Annotated in this window: 24 protein-coding genes and 3 pseudogenes; 20 read left to right on the forward strand and 7 right to left on the reverse strand. The window is 61.5% G+C overall.

Going from position 1 to position 24,027, the window contains the following annotated elements; all coding sequences use genetic code 11:
* Positions 1–32: 32 nt before the first annotated feature.
* A complete protein-coding gene (locus tag A4G99_RS21940; RefSeq protein ID WP_066148347.1) occupies positions 33–263 on the reverse strand; it encodes a hypothetical protein in 231 nt (76 codons plus the stop codon).
* 391 nt (positions 264–654) lie between these two features.
* Here A4G99_RS21940 and A4G99_RS21945 point away from each other — a divergent pair, with 391 nt between their 5' ends.
* The 9 genes and pseudogenes from A4G99_RS21945 to A4G99_RS29035 all read left to right on the forward strand — a co-directional run bounded on the left by A4G99_RS21945 (position 655) and on the right by A4G99_RS29035 (position 11,124).
* Positions 655–2,028 carry a glycosyltransferase family 2 protein gene (locus tag A4G99_RS21945; RefSeq protein ID WP_066148349.1) on the forward strand — a complete coding sequence of 458 codons (1,374 nt, stop codon included), beginning with the start codon at positions 655–657 and terminating at the stop codon, positions 2,026–2,028.
* A gap of 174 nt (positions 2,029–2,202) precedes the next feature.
* Positions 2,203–3,197 (forward strand): annotated as a pseudogene (locus tag A4G99_RS21950) (PhoU domain-containing protein).
* Between the two features lie 319 nt (positions 3,198–3,516).
* Complete coding sequence (locus A4G99_RS21955) at positions 3,517–5,208, forward strand: alkaline phosphatase (protein WP_223302123.1); 1,692 nt, start codon at positions 3,517–3,519, stop codon at positions 5,206–5,208.
* An 84-nt stretch (positions 5,209–5,292) separates the two neighbouring features.
* Positions 5,293–6,156: an MBL fold metallo-hydrolase gene (locus A4G99_RS21960; RefSeq protein ID WP_066148353.1), complete on the forward strand. Its 864-nt coding sequence runs from the start codon at positions 5,293–5,295 to the stop codon at positions 6,154–6,156.
* Between the two features lie 85 nt (positions 6,157–6,241).
* The gene (locus A4G99_RS21965; RefSeq protein ID WP_066148354.1) at positions 6,242–7,027 is read left to right on the forward strand and encodes an SDR family NAD(P)-dependent oxidoreductase; all 786 of its coding nucleotides are present in this window, start codon (positions 6,242–6,244) and stop codon (positions 7,025–7,027) included.
* Between the two features lie 183 nt (positions 7,028–7,210).
* Entirely contained in the window at positions 7,211–8,425 is a 1,215-nt protein-coding gene (locus tag A4G99_RS21970) for an NAD(P)/FAD-dependent oxidoreductase (protein WP_066148356.1), read from the forward strand.
* Positions 8,426–8,650: 225 nt separating this feature from the next.
* Positions 8,651–9,226 (forward strand): HAD hydrolase-like protein, encoded by a 576-nt coding sequence (locus tag A4G99_RS21975; RefSeq protein WP_066148358.1) that lies wholly within the window; start codon positions 8,651–8,653, stop codon positions 9,224–9,226.
* Positions 9,219–10,421 (forward strand): annotated as a pseudogene (locus A4G99_RS29030) (glycoside hydrolase family 15 protein); the annotation flags it as partial. The gene A4G99_RS21975 and the pseudogene A4G99_RS29030, both read left to right, overlap by 8 nt.
* Before the next feature lie 79 nt (positions 10,422–10,500).
* Positions 10,501–11,124, forward strand: coding sequence for a glycoside hydrolase family 15 protein (locus A4G99_RS29035; protein WP_255359182.1), 624 nt, complete (start codon positions 10,501–10,503; stop codon positions 11,122–11,124).
* Between the two features lie 3 nt (positions 11,125–11,127).
* Here the strand turns inward: A4G99_RS29035 and A4G99_RS21985 are convergent, their stop codons facing one another.
* Positions 11,128–11,916, reverse strand: coding sequence for an NAD(P)-dependent oxidoreductase (locus tag A4G99_RS21985; protein ID WP_066148360.1), 789 nt, complete (start codon positions 11,914–11,916; stop codon positions 11,128–11,130).
* A gap of 106 nt (positions 11,917–12,022) precedes the next feature.
* Here A4G99_RS21985 and A4G99_RS21990 point away from each other — a divergent pair, with 106 nt between their 5' ends.
* Positions 12,023–12,247, forward strand: a complete 225-nt coding sequence (locus tag A4G99_RS21990) for a hypothetical protein (RefSeq protein ID WP_066148361.1) — start codon at positions 12,023–12,025, stop codon at positions 12,245–12,247.
* On the opposite strand, the gene A4G99_RS21995 is transcribed toward A4G99_RS21990, so the two are convergent.
* A complete protein-coding gene (locus tag A4G99_RS21995; RefSeq protein WP_066148363.1) occupies positions 12,217–12,411 on the reverse strand; it encodes a hypothetical protein in 195 nt (64 codons plus the stop codon). The genes A4G99_RS21990 and A4G99_RS21995 overlap by 31 nt on opposite strands.
* Before the next feature lie 122 nt (positions 12,412–12,533).
* Between A4G99_RS21995 and A4G99_RS22000 the strand changes: the two genes are divergently transcribed.
* The 6 genes and pseudogenes from A4G99_RS22000 (at position 12,534) to A4G99_RS22020 (ending at position 17,333) form a co-directional block, all read left to right on the forward strand.
* Positions 12,534–13,118, forward strand: coding sequence for an FAD-dependent oxidoreductase (locus A4G99_RS22000; RefSeq protein WP_066148365.1), 585 nt, complete (start codon positions 12,534–12,536; stop codon positions 13,116–13,118).
* Between the two features lie 92 nt (positions 13,119–13,210).
* Positions 13,211–13,360: pseudogene (locus A4G99_RS29040) on the forward strand (universal stress protein); the annotation flags it as partial.
* A gap of 104 nt (positions 13,361–13,464) precedes the next feature.
* A complete protein-coding gene (locus A4G99_RS29045) occupies positions 13,465–13,662 on the forward strand; it encodes a universal stress protein (protein WP_255359183.1) in 198 nt (65 codons plus the stop codon).
* Between the two features lie 27 nt (positions 13,663–13,689).
* Positions 13,690–15,144 carry an MFS transporter gene (locus tag A4G99_RS22010; RefSeq protein WP_066148366.1) on the forward strand — a complete coding sequence of 485 codons (1,455 nt, stop codon included), beginning with the start codon at positions 13,690–13,692 and terminating at the stop codon, positions 15,142–15,144.
* A gap of 308 nt (positions 15,145–15,452) precedes the next feature.
* Positions 15,453–15,932 carry a MaoC family dehydratase gene (locus A4G99_RS22015; RefSeq protein WP_223302124.1) on the forward strand — a complete coding sequence of 160 codons (480 nt, stop codon included), beginning with the start codon at positions 15,453–15,455 and terminating at the stop codon, positions 15,930–15,932.
* A 54-nt stretch (positions 15,933–15,986) separates the two neighbouring features.
* Positions 15,987–17,333 (forward strand): serpin family protein, encoded by a 1,347-nt coding sequence (locus A4G99_RS22020; protein ID WP_066148368.1) that lies wholly within the window; start codon positions 15,987–15,989, stop codon positions 17,331–17,333.
* A 7-nt stretch (positions 17,334–17,340) separates the two neighbouring features.
* Here the strand turns inward: A4G99_RS22020 and A4G99_RS22025 are convergent, their stop codons facing one another.
* Positions 17,341–17,823 (reverse strand): hypothetical protein, encoded by a 483-nt coding sequence (locus A4G99_RS22025; RefSeq protein WP_066148498.1) that lies wholly within the window; start codon positions 17,821–17,823, stop codon positions 17,341–17,343.
* A gap of 425 nt (positions 17,824–18,248) precedes the next feature.
* Here A4G99_RS22025 and A4G99_RS22030 point away from each other — a divergent pair, with 425 nt between their 5' ends.
* From A4G99_RS22030 to A4G99_RS22040, 3 genes are all read left to right on the forward strand, one after another.
* Positions 18,249–18,791: a GNAT family N-acetyltransferase gene (locus A4G99_RS22030; RefSeq protein ID WP_066148500.1), complete on the forward strand. Its 543-nt coding sequence runs from the start codon at positions 18,249–18,251 to the stop codon at positions 18,789–18,791.
* A gap of 67 nt (positions 18,792–18,858) precedes the next feature.
* Positions 18,859–19,305 carry a DUF4112 domain-containing protein gene (locus A4G99_RS22035; protein ID WP_066148370.1) on the forward strand — a complete coding sequence of 149 codons (447 nt, stop codon included), beginning with the start codon at positions 18,859–18,861 and terminating at the stop codon, positions 19,303–19,305.
* Between the two features lie 97 nt (positions 19,306–19,402).
* Positions 19,403–20,311 carry a hypothetical protein gene (locus A4G99_RS22040; RefSeq protein WP_066148372.1) on the forward strand — a complete coding sequence of 303 codons (909 nt, stop codon included), beginning with the start codon at positions 19,403–19,405 and terminating at the stop codon, positions 20,309–20,311.
* Between the two features lie 7 nt (positions 20,312–20,318).
* On the opposite strand, the gene A4G99_RS22045 is transcribed toward A4G99_RS22040, so the two are convergent.
* Entirely contained in the window at positions 20,319–20,888 is a 570-nt protein-coding gene (locus A4G99_RS22045) for a cysteine hydrolase family protein (protein WP_066148374.1), read from the reverse strand.
* A 765-nt stretch (positions 20,889–21,653) separates the two neighbouring features.
* On the reverse strand, positions 21,654–22,544 hold the full coding sequence (locus A4G99_RS22050) for an SDR family oxidoreductase (protein WP_066148376.1): 891 nt from the start codon (positions 22,542–22,544) through the stop codon (positions 21,654–21,656).
* 109 nt (positions 22,545–22,653) lie between these two features.
* Here A4G99_RS22050 and A4G99_RS22055 point away from each other — a divergent pair, with 109 nt between their 5' ends.
* Entirely contained in the window at positions 22,654–23,364 is a 711-nt protein-coding gene (locus tag A4G99_RS22055) for a DUF2270 domain-containing protein (RefSeq protein WP_066148378.1), read from the forward strand.
* A gap of 247 nt (positions 23,365–23,611) precedes the next feature.
* On the opposite strand, the gene A4G99_RS22060 is transcribed toward A4G99_RS22055, so the two are convergent.
* A complete protein-coding gene (locus A4G99_RS22060; protein WP_150123202.1) occupies positions 23,612–23,974 on the reverse strand; it encodes a hypothetical protein in 363 nt (120 codons plus the stop codon).
* Positions 23,975–24,027 lie beyond the last annotated feature (53 nt).

Raw genomic sequence — 24,027 nt, forward strand, 5'->3', positions numbered from 1 at the left:
AATACCGACCCGACGGAATTTCAGCGAACGCGTTACGTCTTCCGTTTCTCGAAGAGACGGTAACTCAGAAGCGCGAACCAGACGCCGACGCCGCTAGCGAGGAGTGCATCGAACGTGGTCGTCTGAAGCCACAGTCCCGTCGCGAACACGGTTTCGCCGAGGAGTATCGCGACGACCGACGGAAGGTATCGGGCGGTCCGGTCACTGAGGGCGGCTTTGACGCGTGATTCCGATTCTGCGTCGGTGGATGGAAGGGGTTTCATTGGATGGGTTGGTGTCGCAGTTATGACAGGGAGGGGACGGCGTAGGGACGGACAGCAACGCGGAAATCGAGGGAATATCGTGCGGCAGAATCGGACAACATCACTCTTGTCTACCCGATTCAGGTGGTTATTTCGCCATGAACCTTGCTATGAGTTCTCAATACCTGAACGTACGTCACATACTCCTCGCCATTACTCCCCGGTATTTCACGACGCCACGACCGGACGTGTCGGATCCCCGCTCAGCGGATCGAAAAGGCGGTAGCCGGTCGAATCGGCCGTCCGAATTATTGCCTCCCACGGAGTAGTACACAGCTATCCCGTGCCAACAATATTCCTCATTAGAATCGGAGCAAAAAACCTTTGAGAGCCGGTCAAGGGACGTATACCAATGGAAGTGACAACAGTTCAAGAACAGTCCTCGTCGCGGAGAGCCGTTCTACTCTACTGTCTCATCACGTCGATGTTCGTCGTCGGAGTGCTGGCCCCGGTTTACTTTTCCGTTCCCTATCTCCGCGTCCTCAAGACGGTCGTCCTCCTCGTCGTGGTCGCACAGGTCGGTCGGCTGTTCGTCTCGGCGCTCGTCTCGATACCGGCATCACACGCCACTCCGTCGTTCCCCTCGGACGATGACGAGCTTCCCACGGTGAGCGTCGTCATCCCGGCGTACAACGAAGCGAGCGTCCTGGAGGGAACCATCGACGCGTGTCGGGCGGTCGATTATCCCGAGCATAAACTCGAAGTGGTCGTCTGCTACGAAGCCGACTCGACGGACGAAACCGCCGCTATCGCACGGCGGGCGGCCGCGGACGACGACCGAATCGTCGCGGTCGAGCGCGACGAACCGGGCGGCGGGAAGGCGAAGGCGACGAACTACGCGCTCAGCTACGCGACCGGCGAGATAATCGCGAGCATCGACGCCGACCATCAGTTCGATCCGACGGCGCTCCGGCGAACCGTCGGGTGGTTCGAGGCTGACGACGATATCTGGTGCGTGAAAGGCCGATGCTACGGCCGAAATCCGGACGACTCGCTCATCTCGCTCCACGCGACCGTCGAACGCCACGTCACGGAGCGGGCCGACCTCGTCGCGCGCTCACTCTGGAACGGGTTCAGCATCTTCGGCGGGGGACAGGCGTTCTTCCGCCGGGGCGTGTTCGAGCGACTGGGTATGTTCGACGAATCCGTGCTGGTGGAGGACATCGACATGTCCACGCGGATCCATCTCGCCGGGAAGGAGATAGTCGTCGATCCGTCCATCATCACGTTCGAGGAACACCCCGCGACGGTGACGTCGTGGTGGAGTCAGCGAAAGAGATGGGCGCGCGGATGGTTACAAGTGAGCAGTCGCTATCTCGCCTCGGTCGTTACCTCGCCACAACTCTCGTGGCGAAAGCGTCTCGACGGCGTCTACACCTTTTCGAACACGCTCGTCCTTCCGTTTCTCGTCGTGGGGCTTCCCCTCCCGTTCATCCAGTTGTTCCTTCCGGTTACGTCGTACGTCCCGTACAGTCAGGTCATCTGGACGGTGCTCGGTGCCTTTCCGATACTCACCGTCCTCGCCGTCTTACTTCGGGACAGACGCGAGGGACTGCCACACTCCCGATGGGAGTATGCCGCCGCGTTCACCCTCGGCGCGTATCTCATCCTGAACTCCGTCGTGTACATCGTCGCGTTCATCGACGAGTACGTCCTCCGCAAACCGGCGGTGTACGTAACGACGAGCCGAACCGACGATACCGTTAGCCCGACCAACGCCGACTGATCGAACGGGCGGAGTTCGCCGTTGAATGGCCCTGAAAGGACCAACACATGTCGACCGCTGTGGGGACGACGTCGATGAATATATCCTCGCACATATAACCATATTGGACAATATATATCTACCAATCTATGTACTAGTGGTAAAATTTATTGTGGTAGTCGCGAAGGGGACGATATGGAGACACGGAAAGTACAGGTCACCGGAGGATCAACGTACACGGTTTCCCTGCCGAAGGACTGGGCGAACGAAAACGACGTCGCGGTTGGGAGTTCGATCTCGTTTTTCTCCCACGAGTACGGACTGGTTCTGACGCCGCGTCGTGGCAGGAAGGGCATCGAAGGACGGCTCGATATCGCCACGCGGAGCGACGATGAACTGATGCGCGCCATCATCGCGATGTACGTGAACGGTTTCAACACGATCACGATCGAAACTCACCACATCACACCCGGCAAACGGCGTGCCATCCGCACGACCACACAGAACCTCGTCGGGCTGGAGATAGTCGAGGAAACGGACAAGAAGATCGTCGTGCAGGACCTGCTCAACGCCTCGCAGATGTCCATTCACGATGCGATTTCACAGATGAAGGTCATCGCGATGGCCATGCTGGAAGACGCTGTCTCCGCCCTCGCCGAGACCGACGAGGACGCCGCTCGGAACGTCATCGAACGGGACGACGACATGGACCGACTGTGGTTCGTCGTCTCCCGGACGTTTCGAAGGACGTTACGGACGCCAGCGGTGGCGGAAGAACTCGGATTCCCCCGCGAGACGTGCTTCGATTTCTACACGTGCGGGCGTCAACTCGAACGCATCGCCGACCACGCGGCGAAGATCGGTCAGGTCGCCATCGAACTCGATGCGATACCCGAACGCGTGGTCGAGGCAGTTTCCGAACTGCACGCCGAAGCCGCCGCGTCGTCACCACCGCGATGGAGGCGTTTCTCACGGACGACCGGAAGCGAGCCACCCGACTCGCCAACGAAGCACGGGAATCGATCTTCGGGATAACCGAATCCGGCCGCAGTATCGACGACCTCCTTCGTGACCTCGAACCGTATCAGGCCCATCAGCTACGGCTCAGCATCGATTCGCTTTCGAGGTGCGCCGACTACGGCGGCAACATCGCCGAGACGGCGCTCCAGAATGCGGCCCCTCGACCGTAAGATCGGTCGTTTTCGGGAACCGTCCGAACGTCGCTATCGCCAGCCCACACGAATCGTCTCGTTCTCGCGGAAGTTCCCCGCCCCCGTCGTAACCGTTCGCCGTACTCCGATATCGTTCGGCACTGCATCCGATATCGATGAAGAAAGATCCAGATCGTATTCACCATCATATTTCTCCTATAGTGTGGAACGTATCGTCCCGTGATTCAATATATACTATGTCCATCAAATATATAGTACATCATTATGATTCTCAAATATGGTTTCCAAGAATAACAGTTATCGTGGAGAAATCAACCGTCGTGGATTCTTCCGTAGCGTGGCCGGAACGACCGCGGCCGGTGGGCTTTCCGCGCTTCTCGCCAAGCGAGCTATCGCACAGCCGACGACACCACTTCGAGACGGTTCAGCGGACGTCTTTTCGTACGATGCGGCGGCGGATGCGGACGCGACGTTTCCGCAGTCGGTCATGAGCGGCGGACCGACCGATTCGGGTGCCATCGTCTGGACTCGAATCACCGAGGAAGCGTATCGAGAGGGGCAGTCCGTGGGGGTTCAGGTCGCGAGCGACGAGACGTTCGACGACCTCGCTTTCGAAGGGGTGGTCGACGCGTCGGCGGTGTCGGCAACGCACGATTACACCGTCAAAGTGGACCTCGACGGCGAACTCGACGCCGACCGCTTCTACTACTACAGGTTCATCTACGACGGGACGGCGAGTCGGACGGGACGACTCCGGACGATGGCGAGCGCCGACCAGCACGTCGATGACCTCTCGTTCGGCGTCGTGACCTGTCAGGACTATCAGAACGGCTATTACGGCGCGTTCCACCACATCGCGAACGAATCCATCGACTACGTCGTCCACCTCGGCGATTTCATCTACGAGTCGTCGGACGGCGCGTACGTCTCGCCCACGGGCGAAATCAAACCCGAACGGGATTTCGACCTCCCGAGCGGGGCATCGCTCGCCGAATCCCTCGACGACTTCCGCTTTCTCTACAAGAAATACAAATCCGACCCGCTGTTGCAGGAGGCCCTCGAACGCCACACGCTCATCGCGGGGTGGGACGACCACGAGATCGGAAACAACCGGTACTGGGACTACGCGACGGATACACCCGTCCTCCCGAACAAGGACGACGGGTCGGATCCATCGGTCGCGATGGAGATCACGGCGAGCGGAATCCAAGCGTGGATAGAACACATGCCGATGCGGGTCGAGTACGACCCGTCGGAGGAGGACCTTCACGAACAACTTCGCCTGTGGCGGCGGTTCGAGTTCGGCGACCTCGTGGACCTCGTCATCACCGACGAGCGCCTCTTCCGCGACGGCCCGCCGTGTGAAGACCGAACGCTCACCTGTACCAACGAGGACGACCCGGACCGGACGATGTTGGGGTCCGAGCAGAAATCGTGGTTCGTCGACTCGCTCTCGGAATCGAGCGCCCGCTGGACGACGTGGGCGAACGAAGTACTCACGATGCCGCTGACGGCGGGCGAAGACTGGTATCAAGTGGAATTTCTGGAGGACTCCTGGGACGGGTTCCAGGCCGAGCGTGCGGAACTGATGAACGCCGTCGATGACGCATCCCTCCGGAACTTCATCACCCTCACGGGGGACCTCCACTGCTCGATGGCTGGCTACCAGCACGCGGGGTACGGCGAAGTCTCGTGGAACCGGGATACCGTCGGCATCGAATTCATGACGCCGTCGATTACGAGCGTGTGTGCCGCCGACGTCGTGGACTTCCCGGGAGACTGGGACAGGGAGGCGTTGGCCGCAATTGCGAAAGCGGAGAACGAACATCTCGAATACATCAACTGGTACGAACACGGCTACTCCGTGATCGAGTTCACCGAGACGGATTGTGAGTTCACCGTTTACGGGGTCGATGCGGACGAGAACTCGGCCGACGCCGAGAAACGAACGCTGGCACAGTACCGCGTTCCGGACGGCGAACTGTCGCTCGAAGCGCTGTCGGAACCGCAAACGGCGTCGAGGTCGTAATCGGAGTTAGTTCCCATCGCCGCGCTACGATCACCCGAAACGGCGACCACCGTTAAGCGGCTTCACGGATTATTTCACGCCGTCATGGTGCATTCGACGTGGGGCGATTGGTTCGTTCGTGACGAAGTCGAGTCGGTTGACGTGGACGGGATGTCGATCTGGTATCTCGGCTGTAACGGGTACATCGTTCGAACACCCGAAACCACCATCTATCTCGACCCGTACTTCGGCGACGGGTCGCCGCCGCGGACGGTGCGGATGATCCCGATACCCGTGGACCCGACGGCCGCGACGATGTGTGATGCGGTATTCGTCACCCACGAGCACATCGACCACATGCATCCACCATCGTACGGCCCGCTCGTGGAAGACCTCGGGGCGCACCTCTACGCGCCGGACGAGGCGTTCGAGAACCCCGCCTACGACGGCGACCTGCGAGCGCCGGACGACCGGCGCACCGTCGTTTCCGCTGGCGACGATATCTCCGTCCGCGACGTCGACGTTCACGTCCGCGCCGCGAACGACCCCGATTCGGGTGGGCCGGTGAGCTACGTCGTCGAACACGAGTCGGGGACGTTCTTCGCGCCGGGCGACTCGCGCCCCGCCGACGCGTTCACCGACATCGCCGACGAGTTCGACATCGACCTCGGCGTGCTCGCCCACGGAACCGTCGGCAACATCTATCACACCGAGGACGGCGAGACGTACCCCACCGACTGGTACAACGACGGCGAACAGGTCTCCGAGGCCGTCGCCGACCTCGAACTCGACCGGTTCGCCCCAGTCCACTTCGACATCTGGAAGGGGGTCGAGGCCGACCCGAAGGCGCTCCGGGAATCGCTCGCCTCCTACGAGTACCCGTACGTCTTCGAGGACGTCCGGATCGGCGACCGACTCGTCATCGACCGGCCCGGCGTCGTTCCGGCGAAGGCGCTTCGGGAGCACTGAGACGACCATCCGACATCGAGGAAGGTTCCTGCTTGCAAATGCGGCGAGTACACTTAACCCGGATTTGTCCGTAGTTTCGCGGGCAATGGGAAGCCTTCACTTCGATTACGACGGCGAGACGGTCATCGTCACGGGTGCGAGTTCGGGTATCGGTCGCGCGATAGCCCTCCGGTTCGGCGAGGCGGGGGCGACCGTCATCAACGCCGACGTGCGCGAGGAGCCAAAATCGGACGGCGAACCAACCCACGAGAAGATTCGGGACGAACACGAGGGGAGCGCCGAGTTCGTGGAGACCGACGTGTCCAAGCCCGGCGAACTGGAGGCCGTGGTCGAGGCCGCCCGCGACTACGGCGGCGTGGACGTCATGGTCAACAACGCCGCGATGCAGCACAGCGAGGATTTCCTCGACGTGGATCAGGAGGACTTCGACGACCTCCACCACACCAATATCCGGGGCTACTTCTTCGGTATTCAAGCCGCCGCCAAGGACATGATCGACCGCGACGAACCGGGCTGTATCGTCAACACCGCCTCCATCAGTTCCGAGGTCGCCCAGCACGATCAGGTCCAGTACGATTCCACGAAGGGCGCGATAAAGATGATAACGCGCGGCACGGCGCTCGAACTCGCCGAACACGACATCCGAGTCAACGCCGTCGCCCCCGGTCAGATCGCCACCGAGTTCACCGAGGGGTGGAGCGACGAAGCCGAGGACGCCGCCGGTGAAGGCGGCTTCATCAAACCGGTCCCGATGGGACGGGCGGGCTACCCCGAGGACATCGCCGGTCCCGCGTTGTTCCTGGCCAGCGACGACGCGGATTATATTACGGGCGAACTGTTGTACATCGACGGCGGTTGGACGGCGATTTAGCGTTTATCGTTCTGGACGGCCGTTTTACGAGGGATTTCTCGAACCCTTTTCAATCGATACTGGCGTGTGCAGGCACGTCGCTTAACATCGTACCCATGGTAGGCGGTTCCAAGCGGTGGCGGTAGTTGCGGTTGCGGAATCGACGCGAAACCGACGACGAACGACGATTTACGAGGTACATACATGTCACGGAAAATTGCCGTCCTCGGCTCGGGATACGCCGGGGTCGCGGCCCTACAGAGTCTCGAAGAGGAATTGGAAGGGGAAGCGGACATCACGTGGGTATCGGAAACCGACTATCACCTCCTGTTGCACGAGGTGCATCGCTGTATCCGGGACCCGTCGGTCCGGGAGAAGGTCGTCATTCCGGTGGAGGAACTCAAGGACGACGACACCGAGTTCGTGCAGGCGCGGGTCACCGGACTCGACGTGGACGAGCGCGTGGTCCATCTGGACGAGGGCGACGACGTCGAGTACGACTACTGCGTGGTCTGTCTCGGCAGCCAGACCGCCTTCTACGGCATCGACGGGTTGGAGGAACACGCGCTCACGCTGAAGAGCCTGGGCGACGCGATGACCATAAATCAGAAACTCTCGGCGGCGGTTTCGGACGCGACCGACGACGATCCAGCACAGGTCGTCATCGGCGGGGCCGGACTGTCCGGCATCCAGACCGCGGGCGAGGTGGCCGCGTATCGCGACGAACGTGACGCGCCCGTCGAAATCCACCTCATCGAGATGGAAGACGAGATTTTCCCCGGCCACGATCACGAGTTTCAGGGGGCGATTCGGAACAAACTGGATGCGAAGGACATCGAAATTTCGACCGGCACGGTCGTCTCTGAGGTCGACGAGGCGAAGATTTACTTCGAGAACGGCGACCCGCTCCAGTACGACGCCTTCGTCTGGGCGGGCGGCGTAACCGGAGAGGACGCGCTGTCCGACGCCGACATCGAGAAGGACCACAACCGCGCCTATTCGAGTTCGACGTTCAAGACGAGCGACGACCGGGTGCTGGCCATCGGCGATGCGGCGCTCGTGGACCAGGACGCGGAGGGGGGTCCGCTCTCCGAACAGGACGCCTGGGAGGCAATCGTCCATCCCGACACGGACGACGTGCCGCCGCCGACGGCCGAAGCGGCGATGGAGGAGGGCGAGCACGTCGGGAAAAACGTCGCTCGGATGATCGACGGCCGCGAACCCGTCCACTGGTCGTACATCAACAAGGGCACCGTCGTCTCCGTCGGGGAGGAGGCGGTCGCACACGACGTCATCGGGATTCCGCTCAACACGTTCAGCGGGCCGGGCGCTCGCGTCCTCAAGAAGGTCATCTCGGCTCGATGGATCGGCGAGTCATACTCGTGGCCAGCAGCGGCGAAAGCATGGACGGACATGTGAATCCCGAGGAATCGACCGTGGCCGTCTACTTCGACATCGACGGAACGCTGCTCGAACGGCGGCGCGAGGAGGAGGAAGTCGTACCGACGGCCGCCGAGTTCGGCATCGACCTGCGCGACGAGCAGGTAGAGACGTTCGACCAGTTCGTCCGGCAGTACTTCCGTCGGAACGTCGAGGACGGCTACCGCGAAGCCGTGAAGACGTTCACGAAACATCTCGGCCTCGATGTCGATTCCGACGGCGTTCACCGCCTCGCTCAAGCGTCGGAAGGTGGAAAACACCCGACTCGTGGACGGTGTCGAGGGCGTTCTCGACGAATTCGCGGAATCGACACGTCTCGGCATCATCACGAACGGCGAGGGCGACATCCAGCGCGAGAAGCTAGCGACACACGGTATCGACGGCTACTTCGAGCACGTCCTCATCTCGGGGGAGCGCGAGACGATGAAGCCGAAGGACGAGATGTTCGAGATGACGAAACGAGAGTGGGTGGCGGACGGGTACGTTTACGTCGCGGACCGCTCGCCGACGACATCGTCCCGCGAGGGGAAACGGGTTCGCCACCGTCTGGGTGTCCGACGAGTCGTCGCCGATTCCGGACCTCGTGGTGCCGTCGCTCGCCGACCTGTCCGTGGACGGCGTCATGGACGTGGTGTACCGGTGACCGAACGCAGTGTGAGGACACGCGGATTCGAACGACTGAAGGGAAATCGAATGAGAACGACTATGGACGGAACCGTCGGTTCTCGCCCAACGGCGAGAATCGCGGACGAACGGGGAGGAACGGACACGGATGAGTGAATTCACGCCGATTTCGGAACACGGTCTCATCGGGAATCTGGAGACCTGCGCGCTCGTGGACAAGACCGGTGCGGTCGATTGGTGTTGTTTCCCACATATGGAATCCCCGAGCGTGTTCGGATCGATACTCGACGCCGAACGGGGCGGGGAGTTCGCCATCGCGCCGCTCACCGAGTACGACGCCCACCAACAGTATTTCGACCGGACGAACGTCCTCCAGACGACGTTCGAGACGGCGTCCGGCGAGTTGACCGTCACCGATTTCATGCCGGTCATCGGCGAAGCGGTCGCCGACGAGCATCCGGACCAGGCTATCTATCGGAAGGTGACCTGTACCGAGGGGACGGTGGACGTGGAAGCGACGTTCGCGCCTCGGTTCGATTACGCCCGTTCCGAGACGTCGCTGGAATCGACGTCCGGCGGGATTCGCGCGACCGGAGACGGGGACGGCGAGAGCGCGTTCCTCTCGACGCCGACTTCGATGGTCATCGAGGACGGCGCGGCCCACGCCTCGTACTCGCTCGACGCGAACGAGACTCACTGGTACGTGTTCCAGTACGACAGCCACGAACCGATGGGAGGGAGTTCCTGCCGCGAGTTGCTCGACGAGACCATCGAGTACTGGCACGACTGGAGTCACAGTTGTAGCGGGTCGGACTGTCCGTTCGAGGAGATAGGCCACGACCACGTCATCCGATCCGGTCTCGTGCTCAAACTGCTCACGCGGATGGACACCGGGAGCATCTGTGCGGCACCGACGACCTCCCTTCCGGAGAACATCGGCGGGGTTCGAAACTGGGACTATCGGTTTAGCTGGATTCGGGACAGCGCGTTCACCGTGCAGGCGCTGACGCATCTCGGCTACACGACGGCGGCCGACGAGTATCTCAACGACTACATGGAACTAAGCCGTTCGACGGACCCCGAGGACCTCCAACCGCTGTACGGACTGGATCACCGTTCGGACCTCGAAGAGGAGACGCTCGACCATCTCGCGGGCTATCGCGGTTCCAAGCCCGTCCGAGTCGGGAACGACGCGTCGAGCCAGTTCCAACTGGACATCTACGGCGAACTCGTTCAGACGGTTTACCAGATGGCGCTGTCGGACGAGGGGGTCGTCGACGAAGATTTGAGCACCGTCAGGGACATCGCCGAGTTCGTCTGTGAGACGTGGGACGACCCGGATTCGGGGATTTGGGAACCGCGGCGGGAACCGACCCACTACGTCTACTCGAAGGTGATGTGCTGGTCAGCAACTCGACCGCGCCATCGACCTGGCCGAACGGGAAGGCCTCGACGCACCGCTCGGCAGTTGGCGGGAACAGCGGGAGGAGATACGGGACGTGGTGATCGAACGGGGATTCGACGAGGAGTACGACAGCTTCACGCAGACGTTCGATGGTGATCGAATCGACGCGACCGGACTCCTGATCCCACAGACCGGATTCCTGCCGATAGACGACGAGCGAGTCCAAGGAACAATCGAGGCCGTCAGGGAACACCTCACGACGCCCGACGGGTTCGTGTATCGGTATCAGGAAGGCGGCGACCAGATGCCCGGAAAGGAGGGCGCGTTCATCCTCTGTTCGTTCTGGCTCGTCTCCGCGCTCGCCCAATCCGGGGAGGTGGAGCGCGCCGAGGAGATATTCGAGAACGTCTTGGAAACCACGAGTTCGGTCGAACTGTTCTCGGAACAGGTCGACGTCGAACGGGAGGAACTCCTCGGGAACTACCCGCAGGCGTTCAGTCATATCGGCCTCATCAACAGCGCGCTCTACATCGCGGAGGCCAAGCGGGACGACTTTTCGGTCGAATCGATGGGAATGAACGGGACACAGCAAGGGTCACGGACGGGTGACGACTGGACGGGCGAACATCGAACGGCCGAGACGGAATAGTCCCTACTCCCCGTCGAGGACTTCCGCGGAGTTGTCCCGCGGTTTGTAGTCGATGGACCGGAGCGTGTGCGTGAGCGAGAGACAGCGGTCGTCGTTGCGCGAAATCGCGTGAACCGCGACCGGGTTCTCCTTCAGTTCGGAAAGCGCGGCGGCGCGCAGCGCCCTGTGACAGTCGGGCTTGCTGAGCCACATCGCACGGGCGAAGCGCGCGTTCGCCTCCGGATAGTCGGTCTCGGGGTTCTCCTGTGAGTCGCGCAGTTCGTCGCGCGACATCAGCCACCCGATCCTGAGGTTCACCGTTTCGATGTCGTGCTGGTAGGCGAATCGGTTGCCGATAGCCTCGCTCGATACTTTCGTCACGCCGTACCACGAATCCGGGTGCGGCGGTGCGTCGTGCTGGAGTGCAGGCGCGTCCTCGTACATCGTCTCCGGTTCGTCGGGGGCCACGGTCTCTCGGCCGTTGATGGCGTGATTCGAACTCGCGTACACCACTCGGTCGAGTCCGTTCTCGATGGCCGCCGTGTACGCGTTGTAGGTTCCTTGGATGTTCACCGGGGTCAAATCGTCCCACTCGGCGTACGGCGAGGGATTCGCCGCGAGGTGAATCAGAACGTCCTCGTCCGAGAGCGCATCGACGAACGCGTCTCGGTTCGTCACGTCGACCGGGATGCTGTCCATGTCGTCCTGTTCCGTGCGCGTGATGAGGGTGAGTTCGTGTGGAGTGTCGTCGAACGCTTCGATGACCTCCCGACCCACGTTTCCGGACGCGCCGGTAACCGCAATACGTGCCATATCGACAGGTCATGGGCCAACGGGACATATGTGGTGGCCGCCATAGCCAGCAGTTTTTATGTCACTGATGGAAACTGATTTACAATAGTTGAAACGAATTGCGGACATGCCCTCCGACGAACCGTACTTCTCGCGCCGCCAACTGATCGGTGTAGGGACGGTTGCCGCCCTCGGCGCGTGGTACGTTCGCCCCTCCCGATTCACGAGCGAGCAGTCGCTCGACCGACCGATTCCGCGGAAAACGTGGCCGACTTTCGGCCGAGATGTCTCCCGGTCGGAATACGTGCCGACGCTGTTCGCCTACGTGCTGGTCGTGCGAACCGACTGGTGAGCGTCCGAATCGCTGTCACCGTCGGAGTCGGAATCGTCGTCGCGGTCCGAATCCCCGTCGTCCCGGTCGCTGTCGGAATCGCCATCGAGTCCGGCGGAGTACGTCTCGTCGTATTTTACCAGGTCCGCCCATCCGTCGTCCCCGTGGGCGCAGTGTTGACACATGGTATCGGAGAACGTCGGACGAAAGGATAAGGCTTTGTGTGAAAGCGGCCGTTTCAGCGAGAGGAGACGTTCAAACAACGACCCCGGTCTTTATTCTCTTGTGGTGTGTACATCGGTTTGTCATGGTAGACGTAGCAGTCATCGGCGGCGGCCCCGCCGGTCTGAGCGCGGCGCTGTTCACACAGAAGAACGGGCTCGAAACGATGGTGTTCGACACCGACGAGACGTGGATGCACAAGGCACACCTGTTCAACTACCTCGGGATTCGGAGCATCAAGGGAACCGAGTTCATGTCCATCGCTCGCGGACAGGTCGAGGACCGTGGCGCGACCATCGAGCAAGGAGAAGAAGTCACGAGCGTCGAGGAGAACGGCGACGGCTTTACCGTCACGACCGACGACGGCGGGTACGATGCGATGTACGTCGTCTTCGCGACGGGCAACGACCACAGTCTCGCCGAGTCGCTCGGCTGTGAGTTGACCGACGACGACGTCGTGGATGTCGACGTGACGATGAGAACCAGCGTCGAGAACGCCTACGCGACAGGTGCGATGGTCCGTACCGGGGAGTACGAGGCCGTCATCTCGGCCGGTGACGGCGGCGCGGCGGCGCTCAACATCCTCTCGAAGGAGAAGGGCGAACACTTCCACGACTTCAACGTCCCCGGCGACGTGCCAACGCTCGGTGACGACGAGGCGTCGGACTGACGGGACGAGTTCCGCTTCCGAACGTCCGATAGCACTCATTCAATAGCACTCATCCAATACCACTATTTCCGTTGCCCGCGTTGGGGGAACCGATGTACGATTCGATCCTCGTTCCGACGGATGGAAGCGGCGGAGAACAGCAGTTTGTCGAGGAGGCGATTTCGCTCGCAGAGCTGACGGGCGCGACGGTGCACGTCGTCCACGTCGTCGATAGCGGCCTCGCGGAGTCGCTCTCGAAATCGACCCGATCGATGGTGAACGACGACCTGAAAACATCGGGCGAAACGGCGATCGGGTCGATAGTCGGGGCGGCCGAGCGCGCGGACTCGAAACCGAGTCGACTGTCCTGCACGGTAACCCCGCCGAGGAAATCGTCGAGTACGCCGAGGAGAACGACATCGACGCCATCGTCATGGGAACCCACGCGAACAAGGGCGTCAGCCATCTCGTCCTCGGGAGCGTCACCGAACGCGTCATTCGGCTATCGACGGTGCCGGTGCTGGCCGTCAACCTGACCGAGCACCACTCGTCCGAGCACCACTGATTAGGTCCTCGGCGACGAAGGAAATCCATGACGAACCGGCGGGTTGCGACGCTCGGCGTCCTGCTCGGGATTTCCTCGGCGGCAATCGACGGCACCATCGTCAGCACGGCGATGCCGACCGTCGTCCAGTCGCTGGGCGGACTGCAACTGTACGCGTGGGCGTTCGCGGCCTACATGCTGTTCGCGGCGGTGTCGATGCCGCTGTACGGCCGCCTCGCCGACATCTACGGGCGAAAGCGGTTGTTCTTCGTCGGAGCGGGCATCTTCGTCGGCGGGAGCGCGCTGTGCGGCGCGGCGGGAAGCATGCTCGAACTGGTCGCGTTTCGCTCCTTGCAAGGGATCGGTGCGGGCGCGATGTTCGCCATCCCGTACACCATCCTCGGCGTCGTGTACCCGCCCGAAGAACGCGGCCGTGCCATCGGCCTCGGGAGCACGGTCTGGGGAATTTCGAGCGTCATCGGTCCCCTGCTCGGGTTCCTCATCGTCTCGACCATCGGGTGGCGCGGCGTGTTCTATCTGAGCGTGCCGGTCGGACTGCTGGCCGTCCTCCTCGTCTGGGTTTCGCTGGACGAATCGACCGGGAGCGCCGAGCGCGATATCGATTTCCTCGGCGCGGCCGTCCTCTCCGTGGCCGTCGGAACGCTCCTCGTCGGACTCCAACTGCTCGAAACGACGAGTTCGTGGGCACTACCGTTAATCGTCGTCGGAATCGTCGGCTTCGGCGCGTTCTACGCCGTCGAGAAGCGGGCGAGCCAACCCATCGTCCCCCTCTCGATGTTCGACGACACGGTGTTCATCACGACGAACGTGACCGGATTCCTCACGAGTTTCGTCCTCTTCGCGGCGATCACGTACGTTCCGCTGTACCTCCAGAGCGTCCAAGGCGGTGCCGAAAGCGCCGCGCTGGCCGTCTTCCCCATCTCCATCGGGTGGTCGGGGACGAGTTTCCTCTCCGGACGACTGGTGAACCGAGTCGGCGTGCAACGACTCGCCACCGTCGGGAGTAGCCTGCTGGTCGTGAGCTTCGGCGTCGCAACCGTCCTCTGGACGGCGACGACGCCGGTTCCGGTGGTCGTCGTCAACGTGTTCGTGATGGGCGTCGGGATGGGGATGGTGACGCCGCCGCTACTGACGGCGATTCAGAACCACTTCGGCACCGAACTGATGGGCGTCGTCACCTCCTCCCAACAGTTCTTCCGTAACCTCGGCGGGACGATGGGCGTCGCGCTGCTCGGCTTCGCGCTGAACCTCGTCATTCAAAATCGGCTCGCGGCAACGTCCAACATCGCCAACGTCGGCGAACTCCAACAACGGTTGCTCGGGTCGGCCACACCGCCCGCCGGGTTGGCCTCGATTCTAACGGACGGCCTGACGACCGTGTTCGGGCTTTCGGTGGTCGTCTCGATACTCGCAGTCGGTTTCGCGTACTATATTCCCAGAAAGCGCGCCGAGTCGTCTGGACAAGCGACGGCCGGAGACTGAATGCGGAATCGACGGCGACGAGACGTGTTTGATGGCTTTGTGATTTCCGCAACTACGAACATGACCCCGAAAGCCCCCGCCCGTTCGCGGTCGCTGTGCAGGATATCCACGCTCTCCACAACGCCCGCGCGAATAGAGCCTCCACAGCGACTAGAGCAAGCACGAGCGGGCGGGGGCTTTCGAGGTAGTCTACGTTCCAGTAACTGCAATCATACACCAGCCAAACACCGTTTTTCGAAGCGAGTACAGTCGGAGCGAAACTCCAAGTGTTGACGGGTCTCCAAAATTTCCCAAGCCCGCGGCTATTTGTGCCATCTCCCCAAACCACCATCCATGTCAGACCGCGCTTCGAGGACCTCGTCGTCGGCGACCGACAGACGTTCGGCAGTTACACCGTCACCGAGGAGGAAATCCTCTCATTCGCCGAGCAGTACGACCCGCAGGAGTTTCACGTCGATCTGGAGGCCGCCGAGGAGTCGATGTTCGGCGAACTCGTCGCCAGCGGGTGGCACAGCACGGCCATCTCGATGCGAATTCTCGTGGATAACTTCTTTGCGAACAGCGGGAGTTTGGGTTCGCCCGGCGTCGAATCCGTGACGTGGCCCGCTCCGGTCAAACCAGGTGAAACGCTCTCGCTGACGCTGGAAGTCACCGACAAGCGTACGCTGGAGAGCGACCCGAGTCGCGGCCTCGTCACGTTCTCCCTCGAAATGCAGAACGAGGACGGGGAGACGAAACTCACGATGGACCCGAAGGTGTTCTTCGCGCGGCGGGAGAACGGTAAGTAAAGCGGTTATTTGTCCCTTGGGAACATATTTGCTCGCAACGACGAAAGGGAGGATATGGCTCCCACCCGCCGCCAAACGCTCGCCCTCGCGAACGCGCTCGCCGCCGGGGCGCTCCTCCCCGGTTGTCTCGGGTCGTTCTCGATGGAAAAACCGAACCCGAAGGGAGGACTAATGACCGAAACGCCGGAAAAGACCGTGACAGGAACGGAGAACCCGAATCCCGCGTCGGCGGACGAGAAAGCCATCCGAACGCTCGCCCGGGGAAACACCGCGTTCGGACTGACCCTGCTCTCGTCGCTCGCGGACAATTCTCCGGGGGAAAACCAGTTTTTCTCCCCGTACAGCATCTCCGTCGCGCTGGCGATGACCTACGCGGGCGCTCGCGGCGAGACGCGGAGCGAGATGCACGACGTCCTCCAGTTCCCGCTTGACGGCAACTCGCTTCACGCCGCGTTCGGGAAAACCGACGACGAAATCGAGTCCACGGCGGAGCGGTCCACGGCCGACTCCGACGAAGGGACCCCGTTCCAGTTGACGACGGCGAACGCGGTCTGGGGACAGGACGGCTATCCGTGGCGCGATGACTATCTCGGAACGCTCCTGACGTACTACGGCGCGGGATTGCACATCTGCGATTTCGAGCACGACGCCGACGGGGCGAGGAACGCCATCAACAACTGGGCCGCCGAACGGACGGCGGACAAAATCACGGACCTACTACCCGAGGGTTCGCTCGACGCGATGACCCGCCTCGTGCTCACCGACGCCATCTACTTCAAAGCGACGTGGGACGAGACGTTCTCCGAAAAGCGCACGGAACGGAAACCGTTCACCACGCTCGACGGCACGGAAGCGACGGTGCCGATGATGTCCCAATCGAGTTCCTTCCCGTACGCGACGGTCGATGGTCATCAACTCATCGAACTGCCGTACGTCGGCGGCGAAGTCGGCATGGTCGTCGTCCTGCCGAAGGAGGGCACGTTCGAGGAGTTCACGGACTCGCTCGACGCGGACGAACTGACGACGACGGTGGACGAGTTGGAAACGGAGCACGGGTCGATTTCCCTTCCCAAGTTCACCGTCGAATCGTCGTTCGAACTCGGAACGACGCTCTCCGCGCTCGGGATGGAGCGCGCGTTCTCCTCGAACGCCGATTTCGGCGGCATGGCGAACCTCGAAAAAACGGGCGAGGACCTCCGGATAGGGGACGTCTTCCACGAGAGCTACATCGACGTCGACGAGAAGGGGACGGAAGCGGCGGCCGCGACGGCCGTCAAGGTAGTCGCGACGGGGGCACCGATGAACCCGTTCGAGATGACGGTCGATAGGCCGTTTTTGTTCCTGATTCGCCACAAACCGACGGATACGACGCTGTTTCTGGGTCGTGTCGTCAGTCCCTGATTCGAACTCACGCCGTTCGCCTGCGTCGCATCCTCTCCACGAGTCGCTTTGCCGACCCCGAAACCGACTCACGTGTATTGGGTTTCGTCCAGACGTAGCGCGCGCTCCCGTCCTCGAATCGCTGTACTTCATCCAACTGCCAGCCCCGCCGCTCCAGCACCCGCTCGATGGTTAGATAGGGGAAGTGTTCCTCGATGTATCCCACTTCGGTTCCGTAGATGTCGGACGCGTACAGTTGCGAAACCATCCCCTCGTGTTCGACGTCCCATTTGATGTGGTAGTACCAGTAGCTGATATATGTCGGAAGGTCGAGTTTCGGTAGTTGTCCCCGTCGTAGCGTCCCCTCCTGATTGTGCTCCGGCCCGTTCCATGAGAGGGACGAGACGGCATCGTACTCCTCCCCACGTGCTGGCGAATCGTTGAACGTCTCCAACCACTGATGCTCCCCGCACTCCCGAATCACGGTTTCCACGACAATTCTCCGTGGCATGTCGGAATGTACGTCCCGAAAAATAATGATGTTTTTGTGCATCGATCATGCACGATGGGATGGAAGGCGATGTGGAGCAGTGAAATGAGAACGGAGAAGCACGGAGCGATGCGATGAGAGATGAAGCGATGCGGTGCGGAATGAAACGGTGTGGGGAAACCACACCGGTTTCGGAAGTCAGAGGCATGTGGCGGTGATACGATGAGCGGACGTCCCGCCCTTTTCCGGTGACGACCACCAGTCGTCACTTTTCAACCGCAGTCGTAGCCGCCACAACTATTGGATTTACTGAATCTTCCAAATGCTTTGTGGCAGATCGTCACCAGGCGAAATCCGGTGAACTAGCCGTGTTTTCGGTAGAAATTCCCCGCCGTCTGGTGATTCGATGCGGAAGTTATTTATCATAAATGCATAAAAATCAACTCATGCCCGGTGCACGAATCACGGCAGGAGAGCGAGTCACGCTCCGAACGCTCGAAAAAGAAGATCTCCCGTTTCTCCAGCGGGCATACACCAACCCCGAGATACGCTATCCGCTCGGCACGCCGCTCAAGAACCGAGATCAACTCGAAACGTGGACCGAAGACGAGGGGACCGACCAGTTCCTCGTCTGTCTCGACGGCGAGGACGAAGGCGATGAGGACACGCGACCCATCGGTGCCGTGTTCGTCGAGGATGCGAGTTGGCGGCGACCCGAACTCGTCTACTGGTTGATTCCGGACGTTCAGGGCAACGGATACGGAAAGGAAGCCGTTTCCCTCGTCATCGACTACATCTTCCGCGTGTACGACACTCCCGCCGTGGGTGCCGGAGCCTACGCGTTCAACGACGCCTCGCTCGGTCTGCTCGAATCCCTCGGTTTCGAGGAGGAGGGACGAATTCGTATGGATCGGTTCGTCGACGGTCGGTACGTCGATCGGATCGTGTGCGGTCTGCTCCGGGAGGAATGGCGCGAGCGAACCGAATAGAAACATAATTTCCCCCCTTTGAGCATTCAGCCATCGAATTTATGCCGTTCCGGAATCAGGTTCGCCCATGAGCAACTCCGATCTGGAGAACGAGTTCGATTTCGACGGCGAGTTGCCGCCGACGGTCGACCGCGCGGCGATCGACCGAATGCGAACGATTGCGCACGTCTTCGACGACTTCATGCGAATTCCGTTCACCGACATGCGCGTCGGTCTCGACCCCATCCTCGGCGCTATTCCGGTCGTCGGCGACGTCATCAGCGCCGGGCTTTCGCTGTACATCGTCCTCGAAGCGGCCCGGTTGGGTGTCTCGTTCACCACCCTCCTCCGGATGATAGCGAACGTGAGCATCGACGTCGTCGGCGGTTCGGTGCCGGTCGTCGGCGGCATCATCGACGCCGTCTGGAAGGCCAACAAACGCAACGTCGAACTGGTGCTGGAGGACCTCGCCAACGACCCGCTGGACGACGATTTCGACGGCGAAACCGAGGTCGTCGAAATCGAGATCGAGTAACGGTTGGTGACGCTCCGAGATACGTCCGTTTCCATTCACTTTCGAAGTCGAAAGTTTCTCGATGCGGTGGTGCGAGGGATAGTTCGTCTACGACTCCATGTTCGAGACGACTTTCGGTGTCCTCCAGAAATCGCCGCTCGCAATCGTCCCGCTCGTCGCCATCGGTTGGTTCGTCGCGCTGGGCGTCCGTCGGAGTAAACTCGTTTCCCGAGTCGCGCGATACGTTTTCGTCCTCGGCGTGATTCCGCCGTTCTGCCTCTTCGTCCTCGCCGACTTCTTCGGGAGTCAATCGAGTCGAGGTCTCGCGCGAACCCTCCTCGATAGCGAAGTTCGACTGGTCGTCGGCATGCTCGACACTGCCGACAGGCTGACGGCGGCGGTGCTCCGAGCGTTCCTCCAACTTGTGTCCGGGGTCACCCCGGGCGACCCCCTCGCGGGAGTCACGTCGATGCTACCGTCGTGGGACCCGTTCGCCGCCATCTCCGCCGTCGGGTTTCTCGTCGCGGTGTTCGTCGTCCATTTCGTCGCGGGTATCGTCGTGATTCGGATTACCCGGTGGGAGAACGGCGCGTCCCTCGCCGACGAATGGCTGAGCGCCGCCGGTGTGGTGCTGTTCGTCTCCGGAATGGTGTGGATGTTGCTCCAGTTCGACCCCATCGGGTTCGGGAACTTCGAACTCCGGGCGTCAGTGCTGGCCTCCTCGATGGGGTTGGTCACCGGCATCACCGTGTCGAACCTCCCCGTGAACCTCCCGGCGTGGTGGCCGGACGGTGTGATGGGGAGCGGCGAGACGGAAGACGCCGACTCCAAGGCCGACACCGCGACGACACGGGAACGGACGCGACGCACATCGCGTTCGGATACCCGGTCCCCCCGAGCCTCGGCGACCGAACCAGCAACGGGGGACGCTTCGGCGGCCGAATCCACATCGAGCGGCGAAGCCGCCGATTCGAATCCCTCGTTCGAGCGGCTACAGAAAACGGTCGAGTCGCTCCTCCGTCGGTAGGAGACGATTACCCGCTCGCCTGTTCGGCCAGAGCGGCCGCCCGCCATCCCTCGATGAGTTCGTCCGCGCTCGTTATCTCCGCGTTGTACACGTCCTGCAGGTACTCCAACCCGCCACGGTGGGCCTCCTCGCTGAACGCCTCAACGCAGTCCTCCGGGACGGCGATGTGGTAGCCGCGGAAGAGCGCCCCAGCGGAGGCGTGCCGGATGCACATGTTCGTGTGGAGGCCGGTCAGAATCACGCGGGAGACGCCCAGACTCCGGAGGTGTTCGTCCAGCCCCGTCCCGTAAAACGCGTCGTACGTTCGCTTCTCGAAGAGGTGGTCGTCCGGGCCGGGTTCGAGTTCGGGAATCACTTCCGCGCCCTCGGTTCCGCGCATGGCGTGTTCGCCCCACACGTCCAACTCGAAGTCCTCCGGTCGGTGGGCGTCGTTCACGTAGACGACCGGAACCCCGGTTTCGCGCGCGGCGGCGATGAGTCGGTCGAGTTCCGGGATGATGTGCTCGGCGCGCTCGGCCGCGATTTTTCCGGTCACGAAGTCGTTCAGCATGTCGATGACTAGCAGTGCGTCGGTCATTGTTCTCCCCCGAATCGAGATAGGGAGTCAGCGAAGAAAACGGTTGCAGTCAGTAGAAGGGAGATTCTCCTCACCAATCGGAGTTTCGTTGAACACAGCAACTGCGATGAAGACATAAGAAACCCTCGCACACTATCAGCACCGACCGCTGGCCTCCGGCCGGTACCAGCGCGCGCCATTCGGAAGGACGGACAGATACTGATCAACCTCACGGCGCGCGAGGTCTTCGTGAGTGACACAGGAGCGAGCGAACGGCTCGTCAGAGCTATGCTCTGACGGTGGACGACGAGCGTCAGCGAGGAGTCGGTTGGGGAGGCGTGTGGCGCGGTGCGGTTTGGGTGAACTGAAAGGGGCCGTCCGCTCGTGTTCATCGTGGTCGTCTGCGCGAGCTACTATCCGCGCGGGTTGTGTCGCCGCGAGCGACGCAGGAGCGAGGGGCTGCTCGGAAGAGCTTCGCTCTTCCGGCGCGGAGAGCGCGGATATCTCGCGTCAGCGACCGCGAGCGGGCGGGGGCTTTCGAGGTAGTATCCTCGGGAGCTGCACTCGCAAAATGACCAAATACTCCGTTTCGTAGCGGACGGGGACCTTCGAGGCAGTCTGCTTTGTAGTAACTGCAATCACAACAGTACCAGACACTGCTGTTCGTCGTGAGTGGGGATTTCTTACGTCTTCATCGCAGTTGCTGTACTTGCGGAGGAAGGAAGAAGTCATTCACATCCAGTGTGAGATGTGGGAGGAACCGATGACTGGCGACGATAACCCCGTTCAGAAGTCGAGCGAATCCGGCGAAATGCCGACGAATCCGGCGCTCACGTCCCACAGCCGCTTTCGCACCTCCGCATCGTGTGATTCGTCGGAGGATTCGGCGACGTCGCCGTCGCTGAAGTACTCGCCCGTCACGCCGTCGTACTCGGGCGACGCGGCGGCGCGGATGACGGTTTCGGCACCCTCCTCGACGCTCTTCGTGAACGGCAGGGGAAGGATCGAGAACAGGCCGAGCGTCAGTCGTCCGCGAATCGACGCCTCGCGCGTGAACGCGGTTTCGGGCACGAATCCGGGGTTGGCCGTGGTTGCGGTCACGCCGGTTCCGTCCAGTCGTCGCGCCAGTTCGTCGGTGAAGAGGACGTTCGCCAGTTTGGACTGGCTGTAGGCCGCCATGTCCTCGTAATCGCGCTCGCGCTCCAAATCGGCGAAGTCGATGGTCCCGTTCTCGTGCAGTTCCGAGGTCGTCGTGACGACGCGGGCGGGCGCGCTCTCGACCAACAGATCGATCAGCAGATGCGTGAGCAAGAAGGGAGCGAGGTGGTTGATGGCGAACGTGGCTTCGATGCCGTCCACGGTCTCGCTTCGCTGATGGCGGAACGTCCCCGCGTTGTTGACCAGCAAATCGAGTCGGTCGTGGCGGTCCTCGAACTCCGCTGCGAGATTCCGGACGTTGTCTTTGGACGCGAGGTCCCCGACGTACAGTTCGGCCCAACCGTCGCCGTTCCGGGCCTCGATTTCCTTTGCGACTTTGCGGCCGCGTTTGCGATTCCTGCCGACGATGGCGACCGAGGCACCGTACTCGGCGAGTTTGAGTGCGGTCTCGCGGCCGATGCCGCTGGTGCCGCCGGTGACGAGGGCCACTTGATTTCTGAGGTCGGGTTTTGTGGACATGATTGGGTGGAGGGAACGGGAGGGGAAGTCAGTGGTGGAACTCTCGACACGACACTCTCTCAGCCATTTTCACCGAACGACAGTTGGTACCACAGGACAACTATCAACCATGGGGGAGCCAAACGACGAGTTTAATCCTGAAGAACCGGATGCCCGCGACGTCGCCGCGGAAGTGGCCGAGGAGCGCTCCGAGTTCATGTCGCTGATGCCGCACTACTACCGGGGCGAGGTATCGCAGATGTCCACACGGTTGGACAGGTTGGATCTCACCATCGATTGGGCCATCGCGGTCATCGTGGCGATGCTGGCGCTGTCGTTCCAGAGCACGGGCAGTCCGCCGTACTTCCTGTTGATCGGAATGTTCGCGCTGGTGATGTTCCTGTTGTTCGACGTGCGGCGGTATCGCACCTACGACGCGACGCGGTCACGGGTGCGGATGATCGAGGAGAACGTGTTCGCCAACGCGTTCGATCCAAAGGGGTCGGTTCACCGCGATTGGCGGCAAAAACTCGGTCACGACCTTCGGACGCCGACGCTGAAGGTTTCGGTGTGGGAGGCGCTGTCCCGCCGACTCAAACACATCTACTTCCCGCTGGAGACGGTGCTGGTCGTGGCGTGGCTGTTCCGTATCACGGCCTTCGTGCCGAAGGAGACGCCGGTCGAAACCGCCGCCGTTCCGGGGATTTCGGGGGAGTTCGTCATCGTCGGCGTGCTCTGTTTCTACGTCGCCACTGCCCTCCTGACGTTCTGGCCGACGACGCGGGAAGCCAAGGGCGAGTTCCACGGCGAGAAACCCGGCGAGTGGAAGGTCGAAAAGTAATGTATCCTTTGTCGTTCCGTTTCCGCGCGTCGATTACCATCGATATCGAGACGAGCGCCGCCGGAATTCGGGCTACGGCACGCGAACGAGACGGCGTACGATACCTTCACCCTAAGAGCTGAATTTCGACGATGTGCTCTTCGCCCCACTCTTCGGTGTGTTCCTCGTCGAGGGCCAACGCTTCCGATAGCTCCTCCACTTCCCGTTCGAACATGCAGATTGAACAACTGACCTGGTATGGCAAGAGTCACCTCCGCTGACGGACCCCATCCACCTCTTCGGCAAGTAGTAAGTGGGAAACGAGCGGTTCGGGTAGTTCGTGGATTACGATGTGGTCCTCTCCAAACGTGTACTCGATGATCCCGCTATCGGAGAGTCGTGGGAGATGGTTGTGGTACAGCGACAGTTCGATTCGATCGCGGGACTCGACTCCCTCCGACTCGACGAGTTCGGCGACGAGAGCACCGATCTGTATCGGACCGCTACGCGCCCGGATCGCGTGCAGTATCCGCCGACGTCGGTCGTCGCCAAGCAGTCGAAAGATTTCGGTAAGAGAGGAGCGCTCCATCGTGACACAGTTGCCGGTGTTTCGAGACTGCGGTTTACTCATTGTCTACTTCCACTTTGTTCGGAGTTTGAAAAGTAAAGGGAGCCTCGATGCCT

Source organism: Haladaptatus sp. R4 (assembly GCF_001625445.1).
In the GTDB taxonomy this organism is placed as follows: Archaea; Halobacteriota; Halobacteria; order Halobacteriales; family Haladaptataceae; genus Haladaptatus.

Coding starts and splice junctions, on each gene's coding strand:
- A4G99_RS21960 (WP_066148353.1), top strand. CDS start 5,293: ATGGTGCATTCGACGTGGGGCGATTGGTTCGTTCGTGACGAAGTCGAG.
- A4G99_RS22045 (WP_066148374.1), bottom strand. CDS start 20,888: ATGACCGACGCACTGCTAGTCATCGACATGCTGAACGACTTCGTGACC.
- A4G99_RS22060 (WP_150123202.1), bottom strand. CDS start 23,974: ATGAGTAAACCGCAGTCTCGAAACACCGGCAACTGTGTCACGATGGAG.
- A4G99_RS22030 (WP_066148500.1), top strand. CDS start 18,249: ATGCCCGGTGCACGAATCACGGCAGGAGAGCGAGTCACGCTCCGAACG.
- A4G99_RS21995 (WP_066148363.1), bottom strand. CDS start 12,411: ATGTGTCAACACTGCGCCCACGGGGACGACGGATGGGCGGACCTGGTA.
- A4G99_RS22035 (WP_066148370.1), top strand. CDS start 18,859: ATGAGCAACTCCGATCTGGAGAACGAGTTCGATTTCGACGGCGAGTTG.
- A4G99_RS22040 (WP_066148372.1), top strand. CDS start 19,403: ATGTTCGAGACGACTTTCGGTGTCCTCCAGAAATCGCCGCTCGCAATC.
- A4G99_RS22000 (WP_066148365.1), top strand. CDS start 12,534: ATGGTAGACGTAGCAGTCATCGGCGGCGGCCCCGCCGGTCTGAGCGCG.
- A4G99_RS21945 (WP_066148349.1), top strand. CDS start 655: ATGGAAGTGACAACAGTTCAAGAACAGTCCTCGTCGCGGAGAGCCGTT.
- A4G99_RS22020 (WP_066148368.1), top strand. CDS start 15,987: ATGGCTCCCACCCGCCGCCAAACGCTCGCCCTCGCGAACGCGCTCGCC.
- A4G99_RS21985 (WP_066148360.1), bottom strand. CDS start 11,916: ATGGCACGTATTGCGGTTACCGGCGCGTCCGGAAACGTGGGTCGGGAG.
- A4G99_RS21990 (WP_066148361.1), top strand. CDS start 12,023: ATGCCCTCCGACGAACCGTACTTCTCGCGCCGCCAACTGATCGGTGTA.
- A4G99_RS21970 (WP_066148356.1), top strand. CDS start 7,211: ATGTCACGGAAAATTGCCGTCCTCGGCTCGGGATACGCCGGGGTCGCG.
- A4G99_RS21975 (WP_066148358.1), top strand. CDS start 8,651: ATGTCGATTCCGACGGCGTTCACCGCCTCGCTCAAGCGTCGGAAGGTG.
- A4G99_RS22050 (WP_066148376.1), bottom strand. CDS start 22,544: ATGTCCACAAAACCCGACCTCAGAAATCAAGTGGCCCTCGTCACCGGC.
- A4G99_RS22055 (WP_066148378.1), top strand. CDS start 22,654: ATGGGGGAGCCAAACGACGAGTTTAATCCTGAAGAACCGGATGCCCGC.
- A4G99_RS21940 (WP_066148347.1), bottom strand. CDS start 263: ATGAAACCCCTTCCATCCACCGACGCAGAATCGGAATCACGCGTCAAA.
- A4G99_RS22010 (WP_066148366.1), top strand. CDS start 13,690: ATGACGAACCGGCGGGTTGCGACGCTCGGCGTCCTGCTCGGGATTTCC.
- A4G99_RS21965 (WP_066148354.1), top strand. CDS start 6,242: ATGGGAAGCCTTCACTTCGATTACGACGGCGAGACGGTCATCGTCACG.
- A4G99_RS22025 (WP_066148498.1), bottom strand. CDS start 17,823: ATGCCACGGAGAATTGTCGTGGAAACCGTGATTCGGGAGTGCGGGGAG.